The following is a 19,536-nucleotide window of genomic DNA, read 5'->3' on the forward strand; positions in this document are numbered from 1 at the left end:
GCGCGCTTACAATCTGGCAATTCCAATGCGAGGCTTCGGCGCGACCGAAGGCACGGCATGCGCTTCGACCTTACCGACATGCGGCTTTTTCTGACCGTGCTGGAGCGCGGCAGCATCACGGCCGGCGCGCAGGCCATGCATCTTGCGCTGGCATCGGCGAGTGAACGCATTGCCGGCATGGAAGCGGCGCTCGGCGCGCCGCTTCTCGAACGCAATCGCCGGGGCGTGCAGGCGACCGCCGCGGGCGAAGCGTTCGTGCGGCATGCCCGCGTGATTCTGGCTCAGGTCGAACAGATGCGGGGCGAGCTGCGTCATTACGCAACCGGTCTCAAAGGCCGCATCAAACTGCTGTCGAATACGGCTGCCCTCGCCGCCTTCCTGCCCATGCAACTCGCGCGCTTTCTCGCGGCGCATCCCGATCTCTCCATCGACCTCGATGAACGGCCGAGCGTCGATATCGTGCAGGCACTCGCCGAAGGCCGCGCGGACCTGGGCATCGTGGCCGATATCACCGACCTCGCCAGCTTGCAGACGCATGTGATCGCGCAGGATCAACTCGTTGTGGTCGCGCACTGCTCGCATCGCGTGGCGCAGCAATCCGCCGCGGCATTTGCGGATATCGTGAGCGAAGCGTACGTCGGACTCGCGGATGCCGCGCTGGAGATGCATCTTGCCGAACGCGCGTCGCGGCTCGGCAAGCAACTGGACTACCGCATTCACATGCGCAGCCTCGACAACGTCGGCATGCTGGTCGAAGCGGACATCGGCATCGCGATTCTTTCGGATGTATCGGCGCAGGCGTTGCGGCGGCCCGGTCTCGCGATCGTGCCGCTATCGGAGCCTTGGGCCACGCGCCGCCTGCTGCTCTGCGCGCGCGCTTTCGATGCGCTGACGCCTCATGCGAGTCTGCTCGCGCATCAACTGATCGAGGCTGCGGCCTAGAACGCCCGCCCGACGATCAGCGGATCGACCGGACCGATGGTCCTGATATCGCGATTCGCATACGGCAGCCGATGCAGCACATAGCGCATGGCGTTGAGGCGCGCGCGCTTCTTGCAATCAGAGCGCACGACGGTCCACGGCGTATCGGCTGTGTCGGTATGCGCGAACATGGCTTCCTTCGCGGCGGTGTAGTCGTCCCACTTGTCGAGCGAAGCGAGGTCCACGGGACTGAGCTTCCATTGCTTGAGCGGATGCACTTCGCGCTCCTTGAAACGGCGGCGTTGTTCCGCGCGGCTCACGGAGAACCAGAACTTGATGATATGCACGCCGCTTTGCGTGAGGTGCCGCTCGAATGCCGGCACCTGCTGCATGAAGGCGTCGTACTCCTGATTCGTGCAGAAGCCCATCACGCGCTCGACGCCTGCGCGGTTGTACCACGAACGGTCGAACAGCACGATCTCGCCGGCAGTCGGAAGGTGTTCGACATAGCGCTGGAAATACCATTGCCCTCGTTCGCGTTCCGAAGGCTTCTCCAGCGCCACGACGCGCGCGCCGCGCGGATTCAGATGCTCCATGAAACGTTTGATGGCGCCGCCCTTGCCGGCCGCATCGCGCCCTTCGAACAGGATCACGACGCGTTGACCCGTCTCTTTCACCCACGCCTGCAGCTTCAGTAATTCGACCTGAAGCCGGTACTTCTGCTTCTCGTACGCCTGACGCGACATCAGATGCTTGTACGGATATTCCCCGTGACGCCAGCCCGCCGACAGTTCTTCGTCCTGACGCTGCCTGCGCGATGCCGGCGCTCCCACGAGCGATGTAGCCTCGAACAGATACGCGCGCAAGGTGGCCGCCTCGTCCGGAGACAGGCCGCCTATGATGGCTTTGAGCGTGTCGATGCGCGTTTCGGTGCTTTCGCTGTTCGAGGCGGCATACGCGAGCACGTCCGCCATGCCGCTCGTGATGAGTTCATTGGCCGCATCCACTGCGTCCTGCGTTTCCTGCTTGAGAATAGCCTCGGACGCTTCGGCAACGCTCACGTCGCCGTCCTGTTCGTGGGGTTCGCGTCGAGAAGTCGGGCCTGCGGGCGCCCCGGTTGGTCTTGCGTTTTTCAAAGTCCTTTTCTCCCTAATGCCGCAGCGTATGCGGCGGCGCGTGCGAGAAGCCGTCTCGTCAAGCCGCTTCGGCGGCCTTACGCAATACGACGTACAGCTTGTCTTTCAGCAGCAGCTTCTCTTTCTTCAAGGCTTCGACTGCAAAGGGATCGGCCGGCGTGACGCCGGTCTCCATGTTGCGGATTTCATGATCGAGCGCATTGTGCCGGTCGAAGAGCTTCGCAAAGTGCGCGTCTTCGGTCTTGAGGCGGGATATCAGGTCACGGTATTCGGGAAACATGCTGCGATTCTCCATGCGGTACGGACGAGAACGTCATTCAACACTACGTAGTACATCTTACCGATTGGCGCTGCTGTTTCGCCGCTCGCCGGCCGCTTCCATGCTGCGTAATATCGCCGCATCCCTAATGCGGCAGAGAAAGACCGCATGCGAGCCGTAGGCGAAAACCCTCCTGCCCGCCGACCGATCCGCCGCGCACAATAGTCGTTCGGGACCACGCGTTCCCGCAGGGAGACATCATGAAGACAACCCTTACCTCCGTCGTCGCGTTCGCGATCGGCGCTGGCGGCCTCGTTTTTGCCACCGCTTCGCAGGCAGACAATTCCGCTGCCCACAAGCTCGGACAGATCGGCGTCATCAATCAGACGCTTCAGCCGAAACCGGCGAAATCGGCGCCCGCGTATTCGAATTCCAATTCGACCTCCACCGGAAGCACTTACGGCAACACGGCGAACGGCGTCAACGGCCAGAATCCGTCGAATGCGGCCGCGAACACTGGCGCCGCCGCTCGCGCAGGCGCAGCTGCGGGCAGCGGCAAATAGTACAGACGGCTCCGCTTTGCGCGGAGCCGGTGCGCTTCGTTATCATGTTCCGCCGATCGGGCGGACGCCCCCGGTCGGCTCCGAACGCGAACGTGCCGGCGGCCAGGAGCGCATGAATGAACCTCCGGGGATTGCAGTGCTTTATCGTGCTCGCTGAAGAGCTCAACTTCAGCCGGGCGGCAGAACGCCTCCACATTGCGCAGCCCGCGCTATCACAACAGATCCGTTCGCTCGAAGAACGTCTCGGCAGCCAGTTGGTGGACCGCGGCAGCCGGCCCTTGCGTCTCACGGAAGCGGGCAGCTATTTCTATACGGAAGCACGGCAGATTCTCGAACGCTGCGAGCAGGCGACGCTCGGCGTGCGCGCGATCGACGCCGGCACGCTCGGCTGGCTTGCAATCGGCTTTACCCGTTCGGCCATGTATAGCGTGCTGCCGCCGGCGCTCAAGGCATTTCACGCAGCGTATCCGAAAGTCGAGCTGAAGCTCTTCGAAATGTTGACCGAAGAACAAGCCGATGCCTTCCGCGATGCGCGCATCCATATCGGCATCGGCAGACAGGCGCCGGACCGGCCCGGCTGCGCGACGCGCACGCTGTTGCAGGAACGCGTGATGGCTGTGCTCGCGTCCGATCATCCGCTCGCGAAACGCGACACGGTTCGCATCGACGAGCTCGCGCAGACGCCGCTCATCGTTTATCCGAAGCATCCCGCCGCGCATTTTCCGCGCTTCATCGCTTCGCTGTATCGCGATGCGGGCGCCACGCCCAACGTCGCGCATGAGGCCTACGAAATACAGACCGCCATTGCGCTCGTCGCCGCGGGACTCGGCGTCACGTATGTAGGCGAATCGGTGGCGCTGCACGGCCGCTCCGACGTCGTCTATCGGCATCTCGCGGGACCGGGCGCGGCGCAGGTCACGTCGCTCACGGCGACCTTTCGAAGCACTGACGCCTCGCCGCATGTGCAGGCGTTTCTTGCGTGCCTTCCTCTTGCCGACACGCCACGCTGACCCAACGCGGCAGCGCTTGCGGCCGCTATAAGCAAAAGCCTATGGAAGCATGCGGATTCCGTCTTGGACGGCGGACCTGTCGCGTCCCTATGATGACCGTTCGTGGCCGAAGCGCAGAAGCACTCGCTTCGGATCATCGAACAGTTATCAAACAGCCATCGAACGACGTCGGCCAAGAAGCCGGCGCATGGAGACGACGATGACACGCGCGCCTGCTTCCGAGATCGAGTCCGCGACCGCATCCGCGACGATGCACAAGGTGTACCGCCGCCTCATGCCCTTGCTCTTCGCGATGATGTTCTTCAACTATCTCGATCGCATCAACATCGGCTTCGCAGCGCTCGACATGAATCACGCGCTCAACTTCAGCCCCGCCGTATTCGGCTTCGCGGGCAGCGTGTTCTTCGTGGGCTACATGCTCCTCGAAGTGCCGAGCAATCTGCTCTTGCATCGCGTCGGCGCGCGAAGATGGATCGCGCGCATTCTCATCACGTGGGGCGCGGTCGCGGCGGCGACGGCCTTCGTCTTCAACGACACGAGCTTCTATACCGTGCGCTTTCTGCTCGGCGTCATGGAAGCGGGCTTTCTGCCGGGCGTGGCCGTCTATCTGACGAAGTGGTTTCCCGAGCGCTACCGGGCGCGCGCGGTGGGCGGCTATATCATCGCGGGCTCTTTCTCGGCGGTATTGGGCGGTCCCATCTCGACGGCGCTCATGACCTATGCCAACGGCCTGCTCGGCCTCGCGGGCTGGCAATGGATGTTCATCTGCGAAGGCGTGCCCGCCATCCTGCTCGGTTTCGTCACGCTGAAGGCGATGCAGGAGCGCCCTGCCGATGCCAACTGGCTCACGGCCGAAGAGAAGCAATGGCTCGAAAGCACGCTTCAGGCGGAACGCAAGCAGCGCGGCGGCGACGCGCATGTGTCGATGTGGCGCGTAGCCGGCGATATCCGCGTGTGGAGTCTTGCATGCCTCTTCGGGTGCGCGCTCGTCGGCATCTACGGGCTCTTTCTGTGGCTGCCGCAGATCGTCAAGGGACTCGGCCATCTCACGAACATCGAAGTGGGCTTTCTCTCGGCGGCGCCGCCGCTCTTAGGCGTGCTCGGCACCTTCATCATCAGCCGCAGCTCGGACCGCACGGGTGATTCGCAAGAAGCACCTCGCCTTCGTCTATGGCATGAGCGCGGTGGCGATCGCCGCGAGCGCCTACGCGCCCTCGCCCGTCATCGCCTATGTGCTGCTGTGCGTGACCGGTCTTTTCATCTATGCGGGCAATCCGCTCTTCTGGAGCCTCGCTGCCTCGTTTCGCACCGGCGCGGCCGGCGCCGCGACGATTGCGCTCATCAACACCATCGCGCAGTTCGGCGGGCTCGTGGGACCGTGGAGCATCGGGCTCGTGCGCAACGCGACGGGCAACTTCAAGCTCGCGCTCGTGACCATCGCCGCGTTCCTGGTCGTCGCGACGATCATCGCGCTCGTCATGCGCGTGCGTCCGTCCGACGATGCAGCGCTAGAAGAACGCACCGACGACGCGCGCCGCAGCGCCTGAGCATTCGTTTCGATTCCACGACACTTACACGAGCCATCCATGATTATCGACTGTCACGGTCACTACACCACTTCGCCGCCGGAACACGAGGCGTGGCGAACGCGCCAGATACAGGCGCTCGCCGACGGCACGCCGGTGCCGCCCCGCCCGCGTATCAGCGACGATCAGATCCGCGAGACCATCGGCAATGCGCAGCTCAGAGTGCAACAGGAGCGCGGCATCGACTTGACGATCTTCTCTCCGCGCGCCGCCGGCATGGGCCATCACCTGGGCGATGCAGAGGCCAACGCGGCATGGTCGAGCGAATGCAATGACCTGATTCATCGCGTCGTGTCGTTGTTTCCGCAGCATTTCGTCGGCGTGTGTCAGTTGCCGCAAGCACCGGGCGTCGATCCGAGGAACTGCATTCCCGAATTGCGGCGCTGTGTCGAAGAGCTGGGCTTTATCGGCTGCAATCTCAATCCGGACCCGTCGGGCGGTCACTGGTCCGGTCCGCCGATGACGGACCGTTATTGGTATCCGCTCTACGAAGCGCTCGTGGAACTGGACGTGCCCGCGATGATTCACGTGTCTTCGTCGTGCAACCCGAACTTCCATGCAACGGGCGCGCACTACATCAACGGCGATACGTCCGTCTTCATGCAGCTACTCACCGCAGACTTGTTCGCCGATTTCCCCACGCTCAAGCTCATCATTCCGCACGGCGGCGGCGCGGTGCCGTATCACTGGGGACGCTATCGCGGGCTCGCGCAGGACATGAAGCGCCCGCTTCTGTCCGACTACCTGCTCAACAACGTGTTCTTCGATACCTGCGTCTATCACCAGCCCGGCGCCGAACTGCTCGCGCGCGTGATACCCGCGAAGAACATTCTCTTCGCTTCCGAAACCATCGGCGCGGTGCAAGGCATCGATCCCGAGACGGGCCATCACTTCGACGATACGCGCCGCTATATCGACGGCATTCGCTGGCTCAGCGACGACGACAGACAACGCATCTTCGAAGGCAATGCGCGCGCCGTGTATCCGCGCCTCGCCGCCCGGCTCGAACAGCACACATCCATTCAAGGAGTCGCATGATGAATCGTCCCGGATGGCGGCACAATCCGTCCGCGCCGCAAGCGAGCGCCGAGTTGCTCGACGCGCTCGCGTCGCTTGCCGTATCGCTCCTGTCGGACAACATGGCGCGCGCGTCGGGGACAGTGGGCCTCGCGCCTTACCATCGGCCGCGCGTCATGGCGGGTACGGCGGTGACCGTGCGCACGCGTCCCGGCGACAACCTCGCGATTCATGCCGCTTTCGATTTCTGCCGCCCCGGCGACGTGCTCGTGATCGATGGCGGAGGCGACCTGCATCAGGCGCTCATGGGCGACATCATGGCGAGCTACGCGGAAAGTATCGGCGTGAGAGGTCTCGTGATCGACGGCGCGATACGCGATGTCGCTTCGCTGCGCGCCCGCGACTTTCCGGTGTACGCGCGCGGCGTCACGCATCGCGGGCCGTACAAGAACGGCCCCGGCGAGATCAATGTGTCTGTCACCGTCGGCGGCATGGTGGTGCATCCGGGCGATATCGTCGTCGGCAATGAAGACGGCGTGCTCGCCATCGCCCAAGCCGACGCGCAAGACGTGCTCGAAGGCGCTCGTGCGCAAGGGATCAAGGAAGCGCAGGCGTTGCGTTCCATCTGCGAGGGCGCGTTCGACCGGTCGTGGGTGAACGGCCAGATCGAGCGGGCGATGAAAGTCTAGCCGCGTGATTGCGCATACATATCGGAAGTCAATCAGTAAAAGCGCCCGGTTCGCGAAGCGCCGCCAGCCTTTGTGCGGCGCGCCTCACATCGCAATCGCACGATGGTTCGCAGAAGAGACTGACGTTCACCTTGCAAAATATGCTCAAGCTTTCTTAATCGTTTCACGCGAAGCCATTCAAATAATCAACATCAGGTTATCGTTTGCGCGGCTTTTTCCCTCGGTAGTGTCGAAGGCATACTGTGCCTACATACAAATAAATGCTGAGAGAAAGCTATGTACGGGGAATCGAGAACACTTTACTTCGCAGGACGGGCAGCGTCGGACGATCTGACCGAACGACTTCATGCGCGTGGCTGGGCCATCGAATACGTGACGCCTGCCAAGCCGCCTAAAGCCGCCAAGCACGACAAGCGCGCCGCGGCAGGCATCATCGATCTGACGAGCCGTGGCTATGCCGAGGACACGGCCGCGCTCGTCGGATTACTGTCGAGCCAGCGCATCGGCTGGGTCGCGACCGTCGATCCGGATCATACGGAAAATCCCGATATTTCCCGCCTGATTCGCGATTACTGCTTCGACTATGTGACGATGCCGTCGGCATCGGACCGCATCGTCGATGCGGTGGGCCATGCATACGGCATGGTCTCGCTGCACGACGCCGCCTCGAACGATGCGTACAAGACGGATGGCCAGGAAGTCGGCATGGTCGGCACCTGCGAAGCGATGCAGGGCTTGTATCGCTCCATCCGCAAGGTTGCCATGACGGATGCGCCGGTCTTCATCTCGGGCGAATCGGGCACCGGCAAGGAACTGACGGCGCTTGCCATTCACGCGCGTTCGGCGCGGCGCGACCAGCCGTTCGTTGCCATTAACTGCGGTGCGATTCCGCCGCATCTCTTGCAGTCCGAGCTCTTCGGCTACGAACGCGGCGCGTTCACCGGCGCGAACCAGCGCAAGATCGGCCGCGTCGAAGCGGCGGACGGCGGCACGCTCTTTCTGGATGAAATCGGCGACCTGCCGCTCGAAAGTCAGGCGAGCCTGCTGCGCTTCCTTCAGGAACGCAAGATCGAGCGCCTTGGCGGGCAGACGTCGACGGCGGTGGACGTGCGCATCATTTCGGCCACGCACGTCGACATGCAAACCGCGATGCTCGAAGGACGCTTCCGCGCGGACCTGTATCACCGTCTATGCGTCTTGCAGATCGACGAACCGCCGTTGCGCGTGCGCGGCAAGGACATCGAGCTGCTCGCCAACCATATGCTCGAACGCTTTCGGCGCGATGCGAGCCGCCGCCTGCGCGGATTCTCGCCCTGCGCCATTGCCGCGCTTCACAACTACGCCTGGCCCGGCAACGTGCGCGAGCTCATCAATCGCGTGAGGCGCGCCATCGTCATGAGCGAAGGGCGGCAGATTCTCGCGAGCGATCTCGAACTCGGCGACTATGTGGAAGCCGCGCCGACCACGCTTGCGCAGGCGCGCGAAGCGGCCGAGCGGCAGGCCATCGAGGTGGCGCTCTTGCGGCATCGCGGACGGCTCGGCGAAGCCGCCGACGAGCTCGGCATCTCGCGCGTCACGCTGTATCGCCTGCTTACGGCCTATGGGCTGCGCGCGAAAGAAGAGCGCACGTTGCAGGTATCGAGCGCGTAAAGCCGCACGGCGACGCGCATCTTCAGAAGGGCGGCGGGGCATCCTGCCGCAGGAAGCGGAGAATGCGGCTCACCACGGTTCGCGCCTGCTCCTGCTGCACCCAGTGCCCCGCGCCTTCGATGAAATGCGCCGCGCGGAAATTCGTGCAGGCGTACTGGCGCATGGCTTCGTAATCGCCCGGTCGCTGATAGCAGCCCCAGTCGCTGCTTCCCGCGATGAAACACGCGGGCACGTCGGTCGTGCGCCCTGCCCACAGGCGCAAGCGCGCGCTCTGCGCTGCGTCGTTGCTCGCGCGATACCAGTTCAATCCGCCCTGAAATCCCGTTCGCGCGAATTCGCTCGCATAAACATGCAGTTCGGCGTCGTCGAGCCACGCGCACGATGCGACTTCTTCCGCGGACGGCATGGCTTGCGCGACGGTTTGCGGCATGGTCTTGTCCGCGTCCATCACGTAATAAGCGGGCAGCATAGCGAGTTCTTCGACGACGGGCGCGACGAGCGGATGCGGCCGGTTGCCGGACCAGTCCGCGCTCTTGACATGCCAATACGCGCGCAGGAAATCGGCGAGTCCTTGCGGCGCGTGCCGCATATCGTCGTTGGCCTGCGGCTCCGTGAAGTAGCGTTGATAGTGCTTGCGCGGCGGATCGAGCGAGGCCAGTTCGTTCATAGCATCGGTCATCGTGGGCGAGGCCGGTTCGTCGAACGCGAAGCGAGGCGGTCCTGCAAACGGCGCGCTCATCATGACGACAGAGCGGAATACGTCGGGCCTCGTCAGCGCGCACCAGGCCGCCACGGGCGAGCCGAAATCGTGTCCCACGACAGCCGCAACGGACCGATGCCCCAGCGCGAAAACGAGGCCCAGAGTATCGAGGACGAGGTTCGGCATCGCGTAATCGGCGAGATCGGCGTCGAAGCGCGTGTCCGCCCCGCCGGTTCTGCCATAGCCTCGCTGGTCAGGCGCGATGACGTGATAGCCGGCATCCGCAATCGGCTTCATGACCTTGCGCCAGCTATAGGCCAGTTCGGGAAAGCCGTGCAGCAGCACGATGCACGGCGCCTCCGGCGTCTCATACCCCGCTTCCAGCATATACATCGACAGGCCGTTGCCGTTATCGACCATGCGCGCGCGCACGCCATCGGGCAAGGGCATATCCGGCAGCGTTTCGTTCATGCGCGGCTCCTTTCTGCGTGAGCCCACATGATGCCATTTCCCGCAAGCGCCGACGCGCTGCACGCTTTAACATGGCGAGTGATGAGGCGGCTATCCATGCTCGCCTCAACGCCTGACGTCTACTTCCGGGATTCTTCAGCCATGACAACCTCTACTTCCCGCCGCCGCGCCGCCTTTCGCGAACTCGTGAATGCCCGCCGTGGTCTGCTTCTGCCCGGCGCATTCAACGCGATGAGCGCGAGCCTTATCGCGGACCTCGGCTTCGAGGCGATCTACATCACGGGCGCGGGCGTCACCAACATGTCCCTCGGCATGCCGGACCTCGCATTTATGGGACTCGCGGAGATTGCGGAGCATACGAATCGGATTCGCGATGCGGTGGACTTGCCGCTCGTCGTCGATGCGGACACGGGCTTCGGCAACGCGCTCAACGTGCGCCATACGGTACGCACGCTGGAGCGCGCCGGCGCGGATGCCATTCAACTGGAAGATCAGGTCATGCCCAAGAAATGCGGCCATTTCGCGGGCAAGAGCGTGATCTCGACGAGCGAGATGCTCGGCAAGATTCGCGCCGCCGTGGATGCGCGCGAGGACGAAAATCTGCAGATCATCGCGCGCACGGACGCCTGCGCGGTGCATGGCTTCGATGCCGCGATCGAACGCGCGAACCAGTTCGTCGAGGCCGGCGCCGATATTCTCTTTATCGAAGCGATCGAAACGCAGGAGCAGATCGCATCCTTGACCCGGCTCGTCGCCGCGCCGCAGCTCATCAATATCGTGATCGGCGGCAAGACGCCTGTCACGAGCCGCGACGACTTGCAGAACCTCGGCTTCAGTCTCGTCCTGTATGCGAACGCCGCGTTGCAGAGCGCCGTGCGCGGCATGCAGACCGCGCTGACCGCGCTGAAGCAGCAAGGCAAGCTGGACGAAGATCCGGCTGTGGTCGCGCCGTTCTCCGAGCGTCAACGGCTCGTGAAGAAGCCTCTCTTCGACGAACTCGACCGCAAGTACGCAGCGGAGTAAGTCCTGGCGGATGTGCGCAGATAAAAGGATCGCGACGCCAGCACAAGGCATGAGCGAATCTTTGCTATTCTCGCCTACGCAAGAATGCATGCGTTGCAGACGGGTTGCAGACGCGTTGCATTCGCCTCATGGCGCTTGGCGCTCAACGAAAATCAGGAGATTGCAGATGGCAAAAGGCTATTGGGTCAGCGCATACCGCAAGATTGCGAAGCCCGATCAGGTTGCTGAGTATTCGAAGCTCGCAACGGTCGCGATTCAGGAAGGCGGCGGCCGCCTGCTGGTTCGCGGCGTGGCGTCGACGGTGCACGGCGCGGGCATTGCGGAACGCACGGTGCTCGTCGAATTCGACTCGCTCGATCAGGCGCTCGCCACGTTCAACGGCGAGAAGTATCAGGAAGCGCTGAGAGTGCTCGGCGATGCATGCGAACGCGACTTCCGCGTGGTCGAAGGCATCGCGTAAAACACGGTGAGCCGATGGCGGCGTGCTCGCGCCGCCATCGCATGCTCAAGCGTTCATTGACCCGGCGCGTAAAGATCCAGCAGGCGCAAGGTCACGCCATTGGTCCATCCGAAGCCGTCCTGAAGCGGATATTCGCCGCCTCCGCCACCGCCTGTCCCCGCCCCTTCCACGACATATTTCTCGACGAGCTTCTGCTGTGTCGCATAGACATGGTTCACGTCGGAAAGAAAGCGCGTGCCGATTTGCTGCGCGAGATCGCTGCGGCCATAGCGTCGCAAGCTCTCGACCGCTATCCAGTGCAGCGGCGCCCAGCCGTTCGGGGCATCCCACTGTTGAGTCGTATTGAAGGTCGTGGTCGACAGGCCGCCCGGCTTCAGCAATAACGTTTCGACCGTGCGCGCCGTGGCGTGCGCGCGCTCGGGCCACGCCGCTCCGGCGAACAACGGGTAAAGCATCGCCGCCGACGGGTTGTTGCGCGGCTGGCAGAGCTGCCAGTCGTAGTCGCCGTAATAGCCGTTGTTATTCCACAGATACCGGTTGATACCGATGGCACGCTTCGCTGCCTTGCCGACGAACTCCGCGACACAACCGAAGTCGCGCGCCTCGCCGCAACCGCGCGCGATGGTCGTTTCCAGATGGAACATCAGGCTGTTCAGATCCACCGGAATGATGGACGTCGTGCGGATGGTGGCAAGCGTCTGATTGTCGCCGAACCATCGCGAACTGAAATCCCAGCCGCTTTCCGCTGCCGCGCGCAGATCGCGATACACCTCGTTCGCGGGACGGTTCGTCACGAGCCGGGCAGTCTGAACGTCTTCCAGATACGACTCGTCGCGCGGCGTGTCGCGTTCGTCCCAATAGCGATTGAGCACCGTACGATCGGGCAGCATCACGACATTGCGCACGGCCTCGCCTGGTTGCAGCGAATGCGCGCCCTTCATCCAGTAGTGATATTCGCGGCGCAGTTGCGGCAAATACTTCTGGTACACGCGTCCGCCTTCCTTATGCGCGGCAAGCTCCACCATGTACGAGAAGAACGGCGGCTGCGAACGGCTCACATAGTACGTGCGATTGCCGTTCGGGATATGGCCGATGGTATCGATCAGATACGCGAAGTTGTCGAGCATGTTATCGACGAGATCTTCGCGGCCTGCTTCCTGAAGGCCCAGCATCGTGAAATAGGTGTCCCAGTAGTAGCCTTCGCGAAAGCGTCCGCCCGGCACGACGTACGGCTTCGGCATCGGAATCAGCGTGCTGTATGGCGGCACGGTCGCGGAGTTGCGCGTGAGTTGCGGCCAGAGCCAATCGATATGCTCGCGCAAGGTCTGGTTAGGCGGCGGCGTGATGACCTGATCGGTCGGCGGCGTGAAATACTGCGCGACGAATGCGGAAAGACTGAAGCCGGGAACCATACGCTGTTGCGCGTAGAGCTGATTGATCTGCGCCGGGTCGATCTTGGGCGTCGCATCGACGAACGTCTTCTGGTCCGGATAAATCTTCTGCGTTTGCACTGCGATAAAGAGTTCGCCATAGAGTTCGCTAGGCGGTGGCGGCACGACATAGCTGCTCTGGGCATCGGCATAAGCGACGCTCGCCGCGCCGAGCAAGGCCCATGCGCCGAACAGGCGGCGCGCGTTCAACGAATGGTGCTGCGACGCGTCAAGCGTCGTGCGATATCGCGACAGTACGATCATGCTCACTCCTTCGAAGGGTGATGAACCGGACTGGTCTCGCTCGTGCCGCTTGTTTTAATCAGAAGCTGCAGCAGGGCGAAGCATCGCATGCACGGCACTGTCGTGGCAACCGGCGGCGCGGTCGAAGTAAAAGCGCGTCTAGCGCACGCCGAATTTCCACACGGTCACTTCGTGATACTCGTCGCCGGGCCTGAGTTCGGTGGACGGGAACGACGGATGGTTGGGCGAATCGGGAAAGTGTTCGGCCTCGAGCGCGAACGCGTCCGTCTGACGATACGCATTGCCCGATACCCCTACAGCGCTGCCGTCCAGCCCGTTGGCGGTGTAAAACTGCAAGCCCGGCTGCGTCGTATAGAGATCGAGCACGCGCCCGCTCACCGGGTCATACGCGCGCGCAGCGAACGAGGGCTCGCCTTCATGCGGGCTGCTCTTGTTCAGCTTGAAGTTGTTGTCATAGCCGCGTGCGTAGCGCAGTTGCGGGAAAGCCGAACGCAGACGCGCGCCGATCGGCGTCAACGCGCGCAGATCGAGCGGCGTGCCTTCCACGGACGCCACTTCGCCCGTTGGAATCGAATCCGCGCGCGTCGGCGTATAGCTCGCGGCCGCGATCATGATGAGTTGATTCTCGACGCTGCCGCTGTCCTCGCCCGCCAGATTGAAATAGCTATGGTTCGTGAGATTCACGACCGTCGGCTTATCTGTTTTGGCGCGATAGTCGATACGCACTTCGTTGTCGTCGGTGAGCGTGTAGGTCACGTCGACCGTGAGCGTGCCGGGAAAACCGTTCTCATTGTCCGGGCTCACGTAACGCAGTTGCACGCCCGCGCCGCTTGCGTTCTGGAACGTGCGCACGACCGTCCAGACCTTCTCATCGAAGCTATGCGGACCGCTGTGCAGGGTGTTCGGTGGATCGTTGATCGGCAACTGATACGTGTGTCCGTCGAGCGTGAAGCGCCCTTGCGCGATGCGGTTTGCATAGCGGCCGATCAGACTGCCGAAGTGGATGTCGCCGTTGTATCGCTCATAGTCGGCGAGCGATGCGAAGCCGAGCACGATGTCCGCGCGCCGCCCGCGTCGGTCCGGAACGTCGATTCGCGTCACGATGCCGCCATAGGTGATGCAGCTCATCGACACGCCGCGCGCATTCGACAGCGTGTACTGAACGACAGGCTGGCCTTGCTGCGTCGCGCCATACGGCGAAGATGTGATGGTCGCCGCGTTCGATATAAACGGCACCGCAGCGGCGCAGAGCGCGGCAACGCTTTGGGAAATCTTCTTCATTGGAATGGATGTCGGGATGGGAGGCAAATGTCCGACGAAGCATCGGCCATACCCGCATGAGTCAATAAACGATAGCGGGCACGTTCGATGCAACCCGTCGGGGATGCACTCACCATTTGAAGACCGAGGAAAACGCACCATGACACAAGAGACCGAACGTTCGACTCCGCCGAAGCAAACGCCCAACGACGCCACCGCCGCGGACCGCCGCCTGAGCGACGAGCAGAAGCGGAACCTGACGAACGAGCCGGCGCCGCCGACAGGCGCGGGCAAGCCGTTGCCCGAACCGAACGACGTCGGCGAGGATGGCTAAGTAATTCGCAGCGCGCAGATGCAGCGCAGCGCTCTGCGCCTGCCTCAGCACATTGGCATTCGTACAATGTTGAAGGCAACGCCACCACCGACCCTGCGCTGCGTCCGGCGATAAGACACGTCGCCGTTCAACCGAAGCAAGGACGCTCATGCACGATCCTGCTCACTTCCTGCCGTCGTTCGTGTGGCGCGCGGCGCGCGACGGGACCATCCAGTATGCGAATCCGTGGGCGTCCCGCTATCTCGGCTTATCGTCCGATGATTTGGCCGGACGGCACTGGAAAGCCTTCATTCATCCGGATGACGAACGCACGGTTCTCGACGCACTCAGGCAAATGCGCGACGGCGTGCTGCTTCGCAATGTCGATGTGCGTCTTCTGCGCTCGGACGGCGCGTTTCGCTGGCATACGCTTCACTTGCAGGCACGCCGCAACGAGGACGGCAAGATCGGGGATACGGTAGGCGTCGCGATCGACATTCACGAGTGCCGTCACGCCTGGGAACTGTACGAGGCAAGCGAGCGGCGTCTGCAAGCGGCCTTCGCGGGCGCGCGCATGGGCGCATGGGAATGGGACATGAAGGAGCGCGTCGTGCGCATGACGGCGCAGCTCGCCGACCTCTATGCGTTTCCGCCCGGCACCGATTCGGTGATGCTCTCGGAGATATGGGACCGCGTGGCCCCGGATTATCGCGAGCCGTTTCAACGCAAGCTCGCCGATGCTTTGCGTTATGGCGGCCCGTTCGAATTCGACTTCATGCTGGACTGCCACCGCAATGGCGACCCTGCCTCGCGACGCTGGCTGCGCATGCGCGGCAATCCGGAGTTCGACGCGCAAGGCGTGTTGACGCGCGTGCACGGCGTGAGCTTCGACATCAGTCAGCAACGCGCCGACATGGAGCGTCTGAGCCTCAGCGAGCGCCGTTATCGCGCGCTCGTGGAATCGACCGGGGCGCTCGTATGGTCCGCCGATGCGAACGGCGAGATCCGGCCTTCGGGCGGCGAATGGGAGATGTTCACCGGCGAGCGGCGCGACCGGCTGTCGCGTTGGGGCTGGCTCGATTTCATTCATCCGGACGACCGCGAGCGCACGCATCGCGCATGGCTGGAAGCGTTGCACGAGGGCGGCCCGCGCACGCTCACCTTCCGCATGTATCGCCGCGATGGCGCGTATCGCATGGTGCAGGCACACGCCGCCCCGCTGTACGACGAGCACGGCAAGCTGCAGGAATGGTTCGGCACGACAACGGATGTCACGGCGCAATACGAAGCGCAAGCGGCGATCGAAGCGCGCAGCCTGCGCCTCACGGTTGCGATGCAGGCGGCGAAGATTCACATCGTCTCGCTGGAACTGGCGAACTGGACCATGCTGTTCGAAACGAGCGTCGAGCATCGGCCGGATCAGGCAGAGACGCTCACCTACGAAGCGGCGCTCGCACGCATTCATCCCGACGATGCCCCCGCTCTCGACCGCTATGTCCGACGCCTCGCATCCGGCGACGATCCTCACGAGCAATTCGAGTTTCGCGTGCAGAACCTGCACGGCGAACAGTGGATGCAAGGCAGCGCGCTGCTTCAGCGCAGCAAGGACGGCAAGCCGCTGCGAATCATAGGCAGCCTGATCGACATCACCGACCGCAAGCAGATGGAGCTGGTCCTGCGTGAATCGGGCCGCCGCAAGGACGAATTTCTGGCCATGCTCGCGCATGAGTTGCGCAATCCGCTCGCGCCGCTGCGCACCGCCATCGCCCTGTTGCAAAAGGACGAGGACTTGTCGTCGCAGACGAACGACCTCGTCGAACTCATGAACAGGCAAGTCGAGCACATGACGCGCATCGTCGATGATCTGCTCGAAGTGTCGCGCATCACGCAGGGCCGCATCGCGTTGCAGCGCGAGCCGGTGCTGGTCGGGACCGCCGTTTATCATGCGGTCGAAGCGATCGCGAACATGGTCGAATCGCGCGGGCAGCACATACAGGTCGATGTCCCCGATGCAACCACGTGGGTATGCGGCGACGTCACGCGGCTCTCGCAAATACTCGTCAATGTGCTCAACAACGCGAGCAAGTACACGCCGGAAGGCGGCGATATCTCGGTGAGGGTGGACGCCGATCAGGACTGGGTATCCATCGTGATCGCCGATACGGGCACCGGAATTTCGGGCGACCTGTTGCCGAAGGTATTCGAGCTTTTCTCGCAAGGCGAACGCACACTGGACCGCTCCAATGGCGGCCTCGGCATCGGGCTGTCGCTCGTCAAGAAGCTCGTGGAAATGCATGACGGGACCATCACGGTTCAAAGCCCCGGGCCGGGGCTCGGCACCACCGTCAACGTGCGCTTGCCGCGTCTGCATCATCATGAGCGTCACTCGGCGCTCGCGCTGTCCGAAAGCAGCGCGCTGGAAACGCATGCCGCGCTGCGCATTCTTGTCGTAGACGATAACCGCGATGCCGCCGATTCTCTCGCGATGCTATGCGAATCCGAAGGACACGTTGCGCGCGTGGCGTATTCATCGGGAGAGGCGCTGTCCGCCACGCCGTTTCAGGCGGACGTGGCGTTGCTCGACATCGGCCTGCCCGATATCGACGGCTACGAACTCGCGCGACGCCTGCGGCGCAAAGGCGAGAGCGCGCCGCTTCTGATCGCCATCACAGGCTATGGACAGACCGACGACCGCTTGCGCGCGCAATCGGCGGGCTTCGACTATCACTTCGTGAAGCCGGTCAATGTGGAAAGCCTCCTCAAGCTGCTGTCGTCGCTCACCGTGACTCGCCGCCCGGAACGCTGATTGCTTGCTAGCACGGCATCGCAACCAGAAGGAGGCACGCATGGCCGAGCAACACAAACCCGGTGACAAAGTACAGACCTCGGGAATCTATCGCGTCGTGAAGGAAGGCGACGGCGGCTCCGCATTCGAGGTGACGTGCGTGGAAGGCGAGCACTTCCCGCCGACGAGAAGCGGCAAGGGCGCGCATTATGAACTCGTGCACGCCGCGACGCACTCGCACAAGCACGGCGAGCTCGGCAGCGCGGACAAGTGACGCTTTAGACGCTATGAAAACGGCGCGCGAGCGTCGTTTCTCACTCTTGCGAGGACAACGCGATGAACCCTGAACCCTCCGATCCGGTCGAGCGCGCGGACAAGCGCCGCGAGGCCATCGGCGAAGGCGAAGTCAAGGAAAAGCCGGACGGCACGATCGAACAGCGCGGACATGGCAGCATGGACCCGACGCTCGTTCCGAAAGGCAAGGACCATCCCGAACAGGGGCCTTATACGCCGGAAAACGATCATATCGACCCCGATGTCGATCCCGCTGCGAGCAGCGATCATCCGCGCAGCAAGCCGGATTCAGAAGCGTAAGCAGCGGCGCGGGCGCATGCAGCATAATGTGCGCTCGCCCATTTGCCCGACCGCATCATGCAGATTCTCGTCGATGCCGACGCTTGTCCCGCTGTCGTGAAAGACATGCTGTTTCGCGCGGGGCCGCGCGCAGCGATCAATGTGACGCTGGTGGCCAACCAGTTCCTTCGCACCCCGCCCTCGCCCTATATCAAGGCTGTTCAGGTGCCTTCGGGTTTCGATGTCGCCGACGCGCGCATCGTCGAGATGGCCGAAGCCGGCGATCTCGTGATTACCGCCGATATACCGCTTGCAGCAGCGGTGCTCGCCAAAGGCGCGCATGCCCTCGACCCGCGCGGCGAATGGTTCAGTCCGGACAATATCGAAGAACGCCTGACCATGCGCTCGATGATGGACCAATTGCGCAGCACCGGCGTCGCGACAGGCGGACCCTCACCTTATAGCCCGCGCGACGGCAAACATTTCGCCGCTCAACTGGACAAATTTCTCGCGCGTCAGCGCGCCGTCAAACCGACGCCGTGACATTCAAGCGCGCGGGCCTTCGTCTGTGCGGTCGGTCGTGCGGCGCTTGTCGGTTCCGTTATTGTTGAAATGATCGGGATACTCGGTGCCGACGAGCGCATCGTAACGGTCCGGCTGCGTCTTCACGATGGCCTGCAGCATCTTGATGAACGCGTTGCCGTCCGGAAGGTTGTCGACGATCACGCGCGCCGTCCTGAGCGAGATGGATTCAGTCAGCGGCGGCGCTGTTCCGTCGTCGAGCTTGAAACGAAACCGGTGAATCTCAGCCGACGAAGCTTGCGGCGGCACTTCGTGCGAGACGATCGTTGCTTTCATATTCTTGGTCTATCTTTCCTTAGCGTGAGAGGTCCAGCAAGAAGCAAACCACGTTGCGACGGCACGTGATCTGCTGAGTTGCCATTCAAGTCAATCAGCACGGAGGACACATGACGAGCGAGAGTTTTTCTTTCAAAGGCTACGACGTTACGGTGACCATTCAGCAGAACGATACGGGCGACTGGGTGCCGCAGATCGCAGCCCTGCGCGATGGCGCGCCTGCCGACTTGCCGGATGTCGAACCGACCGGCTCCAGCTGGGCGACGCGCGAGGAAGCCTTGCGCGCGGGCGTCGAGCGGGCTCATCGTCTGATCGAACGTTATGGCCTCGGCCACGACGATCAACATACCGATGGCGGCATGAAGCGCGAGTACTAGGCTGGAACGCGGTATGCGTGATCGTCAGTCCCTAACCACGTTGCAAAGGAGTGAAGCAATGCCATCGTCCAAGCTCGGAAATTCGAACCCGACCAATCCGCGTAACGACCAAGGGAAGGCGCAAGGCCAACAGCAGCAGAATCAGCAGAAGCAGCCGATGCATCAGGGCGGCCAACGCCAGCCGTGATCGC

General features: G+C 62.9%; 21 protein-coding genes and 1 pseudogene. 16 read left to right on the plus strand and 6 right to left on the minus strand.

Features of this window, described 5'->3' with window-relative positions; translation table 11 throughout:
• Positions 1 to 57 precede the first annotated feature (57 nt).
• Positions 58 to 942 carry a LysR substrate-binding domain-containing protein gene (locus LDZ24_RS26745; RefSeq protein ID WP_248324375.1) on the plus strand — a complete coding sequence of 295 codons (885 nt, stop codon included), beginning with the start codon at positions 58 to 60 and terminating at the stop codon, positions 940 to 942.
• Here the strand turns inward: LDZ24_RS26745 and ppk2 are convergent.
• Both ppk2 and LDZ24_RS26755 read right to left on the minus strand, forming a co-directional pair.
• Positions 939 to 2,075, minus strand: a complete 1,137-nt coding sequence (gene ppk2 / locus LDZ24_RS26750) for a polyphosphate kinase 2 (RefSeq protein ID WP_371747515.1) — start codon at positions 2,073 to 2,075, stop codon at positions 939 to 941. The two genes, LDZ24_RS26745 and ppk2, sit on opposite strands and share 4 nt — an antisense overlap.
• A 40-nt stretch (positions 2,076 to 2,115) precedes the next feature.
• Positions 2,116 to 2,337, minus strand: a complete 222-nt coding sequence (locus tag LDZ24_RS26755; RefSeq protein WP_248324377.1) for a YdcH family protein — start codon at positions 2,335 to 2,337, stop codon at positions 2,116 to 2,118.
• A 239-nt stretch (positions 2,338 to 2,576) separates the two neighbouring features.
• Here LDZ24_RS26755 and LDZ24_RS26760 point away from each other — a divergent pair, with 239 nt between their 5' ends.
• The 6 genes and pseudogenes from LDZ24_RS26760 (at position 2,577) to LDZ24_RS26785 (ending at position 8,831) form a co-directional block, all read left to right on the plus strand.
• Positions 2,577 to 2,879, plus strand: coding sequence for a hypothetical protein (locus LDZ24_RS26760; RefSeq protein ID WP_248324378.1), 303 nt, complete (start codon positions 2,577 to 2,579; stop codon positions 2,877 to 2,879).
• Positions 2,880 to 2,995: 116 nt separating this feature from the next.
• On the plus strand, positions 2,996 to 3,889 hold the full coding sequence (locus tag LDZ24_RS26765; RefSeq protein WP_248324379.1) for a LysR family transcriptional regulator: 894 nt from the start codon (positions 2,996 to 2,998) through the stop codon (positions 3,887 to 3,889).
• 250 nt (positions 3,890 to 4,139) lie between these two features.
• Positions 4,140 to 5,436 (plus strand): annotated as a pseudogene (locus LDZ24_RS26770) (MFS transporter).
• 39 nt (positions 5,437 to 5,475) lie between these two features.
• A complete protein-coding gene (locus LDZ24_RS26775; RefSeq protein ID WP_248324380.1) occupies positions 5,476 to 6,513 on the plus strand; it encodes an amidohydrolase family protein in 1,038 nt (345 codons plus the stop codon).
• Positions 6,513 to 7,181, plus strand: coding sequence for an RraA family protein (locus LDZ24_RS26780; protein WP_248324802.1), 669 nt, complete (start codon positions 6,513 to 6,515; stop codon positions 7,179 to 7,181). The genes LDZ24_RS26775 and LDZ24_RS26780 overlap by 1 nt, the downstream gene beginning before the upstream one ends.
• A 276-nt stretch (positions 7,182 to 7,457) precedes the next feature.
• Complete coding sequence (locus LDZ24_RS26785) at positions 7,458 to 8,831, plus strand: sigma-54 dependent transcriptional regulator (RefSeq protein WP_248324381.1); 1,374 nt, start codon at positions 7,458 to 7,460, stop codon at positions 8,829 to 8,831.
• A 22-nt stretch (positions 8,832 to 8,853) separates the two neighbouring features.
• On the opposite strand, the gene LDZ24_RS26790 is transcribed toward LDZ24_RS26785, so the two are convergent.
• Complete coding sequence (locus LDZ24_RS26790; RefSeq protein WP_248324382.1) at positions 8,854 to 10,002, minus strand: alpha/beta fold hydrolase; 1,149 nt, start codon at positions 10,000 to 10,002, stop codon at positions 8,854 to 8,856.
• 141 nt (positions 10,003 to 10,143) lie between these two features.
• Between LDZ24_RS26790 and LDZ24_RS26795 the strand changes: the two genes are divergently transcribed.
• Both LDZ24_RS26795 and LDZ24_RS26800 read left to right on the plus strand, forming a co-directional pair.
• Complete coding sequence (locus LDZ24_RS26795) at positions 10,144 to 11,025, plus strand: oxaloacetate decarboxylase (RefSeq protein WP_248324383.1); 882 nt, start codon at positions 10,144 to 10,146, stop codon at positions 11,023 to 11,025.
• A 166-nt stretch (positions 11,026 to 11,191) separates the two neighbouring features.
• Positions 11,192 to 11,485, plus strand: a complete 294-nt coding sequence (locus LDZ24_RS26800) for a DUF1330 domain-containing protein (RefSeq protein WP_248324384.1) — start codon at positions 11,192 to 11,194, stop codon at positions 11,483 to 11,485.
• Between the two features lie 53 nt (positions 11,486 to 11,538).
• Here LDZ24_RS26800 and treA read toward each other — a convergent pair whose 3' ends face one another.
• Together treA and LDZ24_RS26810 are read right to left on the minus strand one after the other, a co-directional pair.
• Positions 11,539 to 13,179, minus strand: a complete 1,641-nt coding sequence (gene treA, locus LDZ24_RS26805; RefSeq protein ID WP_248324385.1) for an alpha,alpha-trehalase TreA — start codon at positions 13,177 to 13,179, stop codon at positions 11,539 to 11,541.
• Positions 13,180 to 13,317: 138 nt separating this feature from the next.
• On the minus strand, positions 13,318 to 14,460 hold the full coding sequence (locus LDZ24_RS26810; RefSeq protein ID WP_248324386.1) for an aldose epimerase family protein: 1,143 nt from the start codon (positions 14,458 to 14,460) through the stop codon (positions 13,318 to 13,320).
• Between the two features lie 139 nt (positions 14,461 to 14,599).
• Here LDZ24_RS26810 and LDZ24_RS26815 point away from each other — a divergent pair, with 139 nt between their 5' ends.
• The 5 genes from LDZ24_RS26815 (at position 14,600) to LDZ24_RS26835 (ending at position 18,653) form a co-directional block, all read left to right on the plus strand.
• The gene (locus tag LDZ24_RS26815; RefSeq protein ID WP_248324387.1) at positions 14,600 to 14,773 is read left to right on the plus strand and encodes a hypothetical protein; all 174 of its coding nucleotides are present in this window, start codon (positions 14,600 to 14,602) and stop codon (positions 14,771 to 14,773) included.
• Positions 14,774 to 14,921: 148 nt separating this feature from the next.
• Positions 14,922 to 17,558 (plus strand): PAS domain-containing protein, encoded by a 2,637-nt coding sequence (locus LDZ24_RS26820; RefSeq protein WP_248324388.1) that lies wholly within the window; start codon positions 14,922 to 14,924, stop codon positions 17,556 to 17,558.
• Positions 17,559 to 17,598: 40 nt separating this feature from the next.
• Positions 17,599 to 17,811 carry a YjzC family protein gene (locus tag LDZ24_RS26825; RefSeq protein WP_248324389.1) on the plus strand — a complete coding sequence of 71 codons (213 nt, stop codon included), beginning with the start codon at positions 17,599 to 17,601 and terminating at the stop codon, positions 17,809 to 17,811.
• Positions 17,812 to 17,873: 62 nt separating this feature from the next.
• Positions 17,874 to 18,131, plus strand: coding sequence for a hypothetical protein (locus tag LDZ24_RS26830; RefSeq protein ID WP_206470568.1), 258 nt, complete (start codon positions 17,874 to 17,876; stop codon positions 18,129 to 18,131).
• 57 nt (positions 18,132 to 18,188) lie between these two features.
• Entirely contained in the window at positions 18,189 to 18,653 is a 465-nt protein-coding gene (locus LDZ24_RS26835) for a YaiI/YqxD family protein (RefSeq protein WP_248324390.1), read from the plus strand.
• Positions 18,654 to 18,656: 3 nt separating this feature from the next.
• Here LDZ24_RS26835 and LDZ24_RS26840 read toward each other — a convergent pair whose 3' ends face one another.
• Complete coding sequence (locus tag LDZ24_RS26840) at positions 18,657 to 18,968, minus strand: hypothetical protein (protein ID WP_206470570.1); 312 nt, start codon at positions 18,966 to 18,968, stop codon at positions 18,657 to 18,659.
• Positions 18,969 to 19,078: 110 nt separating this feature from the next.
• On the opposite strand from LDZ24_RS26840, the gene LDZ24_RS26845 reads away from it, so the two are divergent.
• The gene (locus LDZ24_RS26845; RefSeq protein WP_248324391.1) at positions 19,079 to 19,345 is read left to right on the plus strand and encodes a DUF6566 family protein; all 267 of its coding nucleotides are present in this window, start codon (positions 19,079 to 19,081) and stop codon (positions 19,343 to 19,345) included.
• A gap of 58 nt (positions 19,346 to 19,403) precedes the next feature.
• Complete coding sequence (locus LDZ24_RS28040; protein WP_255751465.1) at positions 19,404 to 19,532, plus strand: hypothetical protein; 129 nt, start codon at positions 19,404 to 19,406, stop codon at positions 19,530 to 19,532.
• The last annotated feature ends 4 nt before the right edge of the window (positions 19,533 to 19,536 follow it).

It is taken from the genome of Caballeronia sp. Sq4a (genome assembly GCF_023170545.1).
Lineage (GTDB): Bacteria > Pseudomonadota > Gammaproteobacteria > Burkholderiales > Burkholderiaceae > Caballeronia.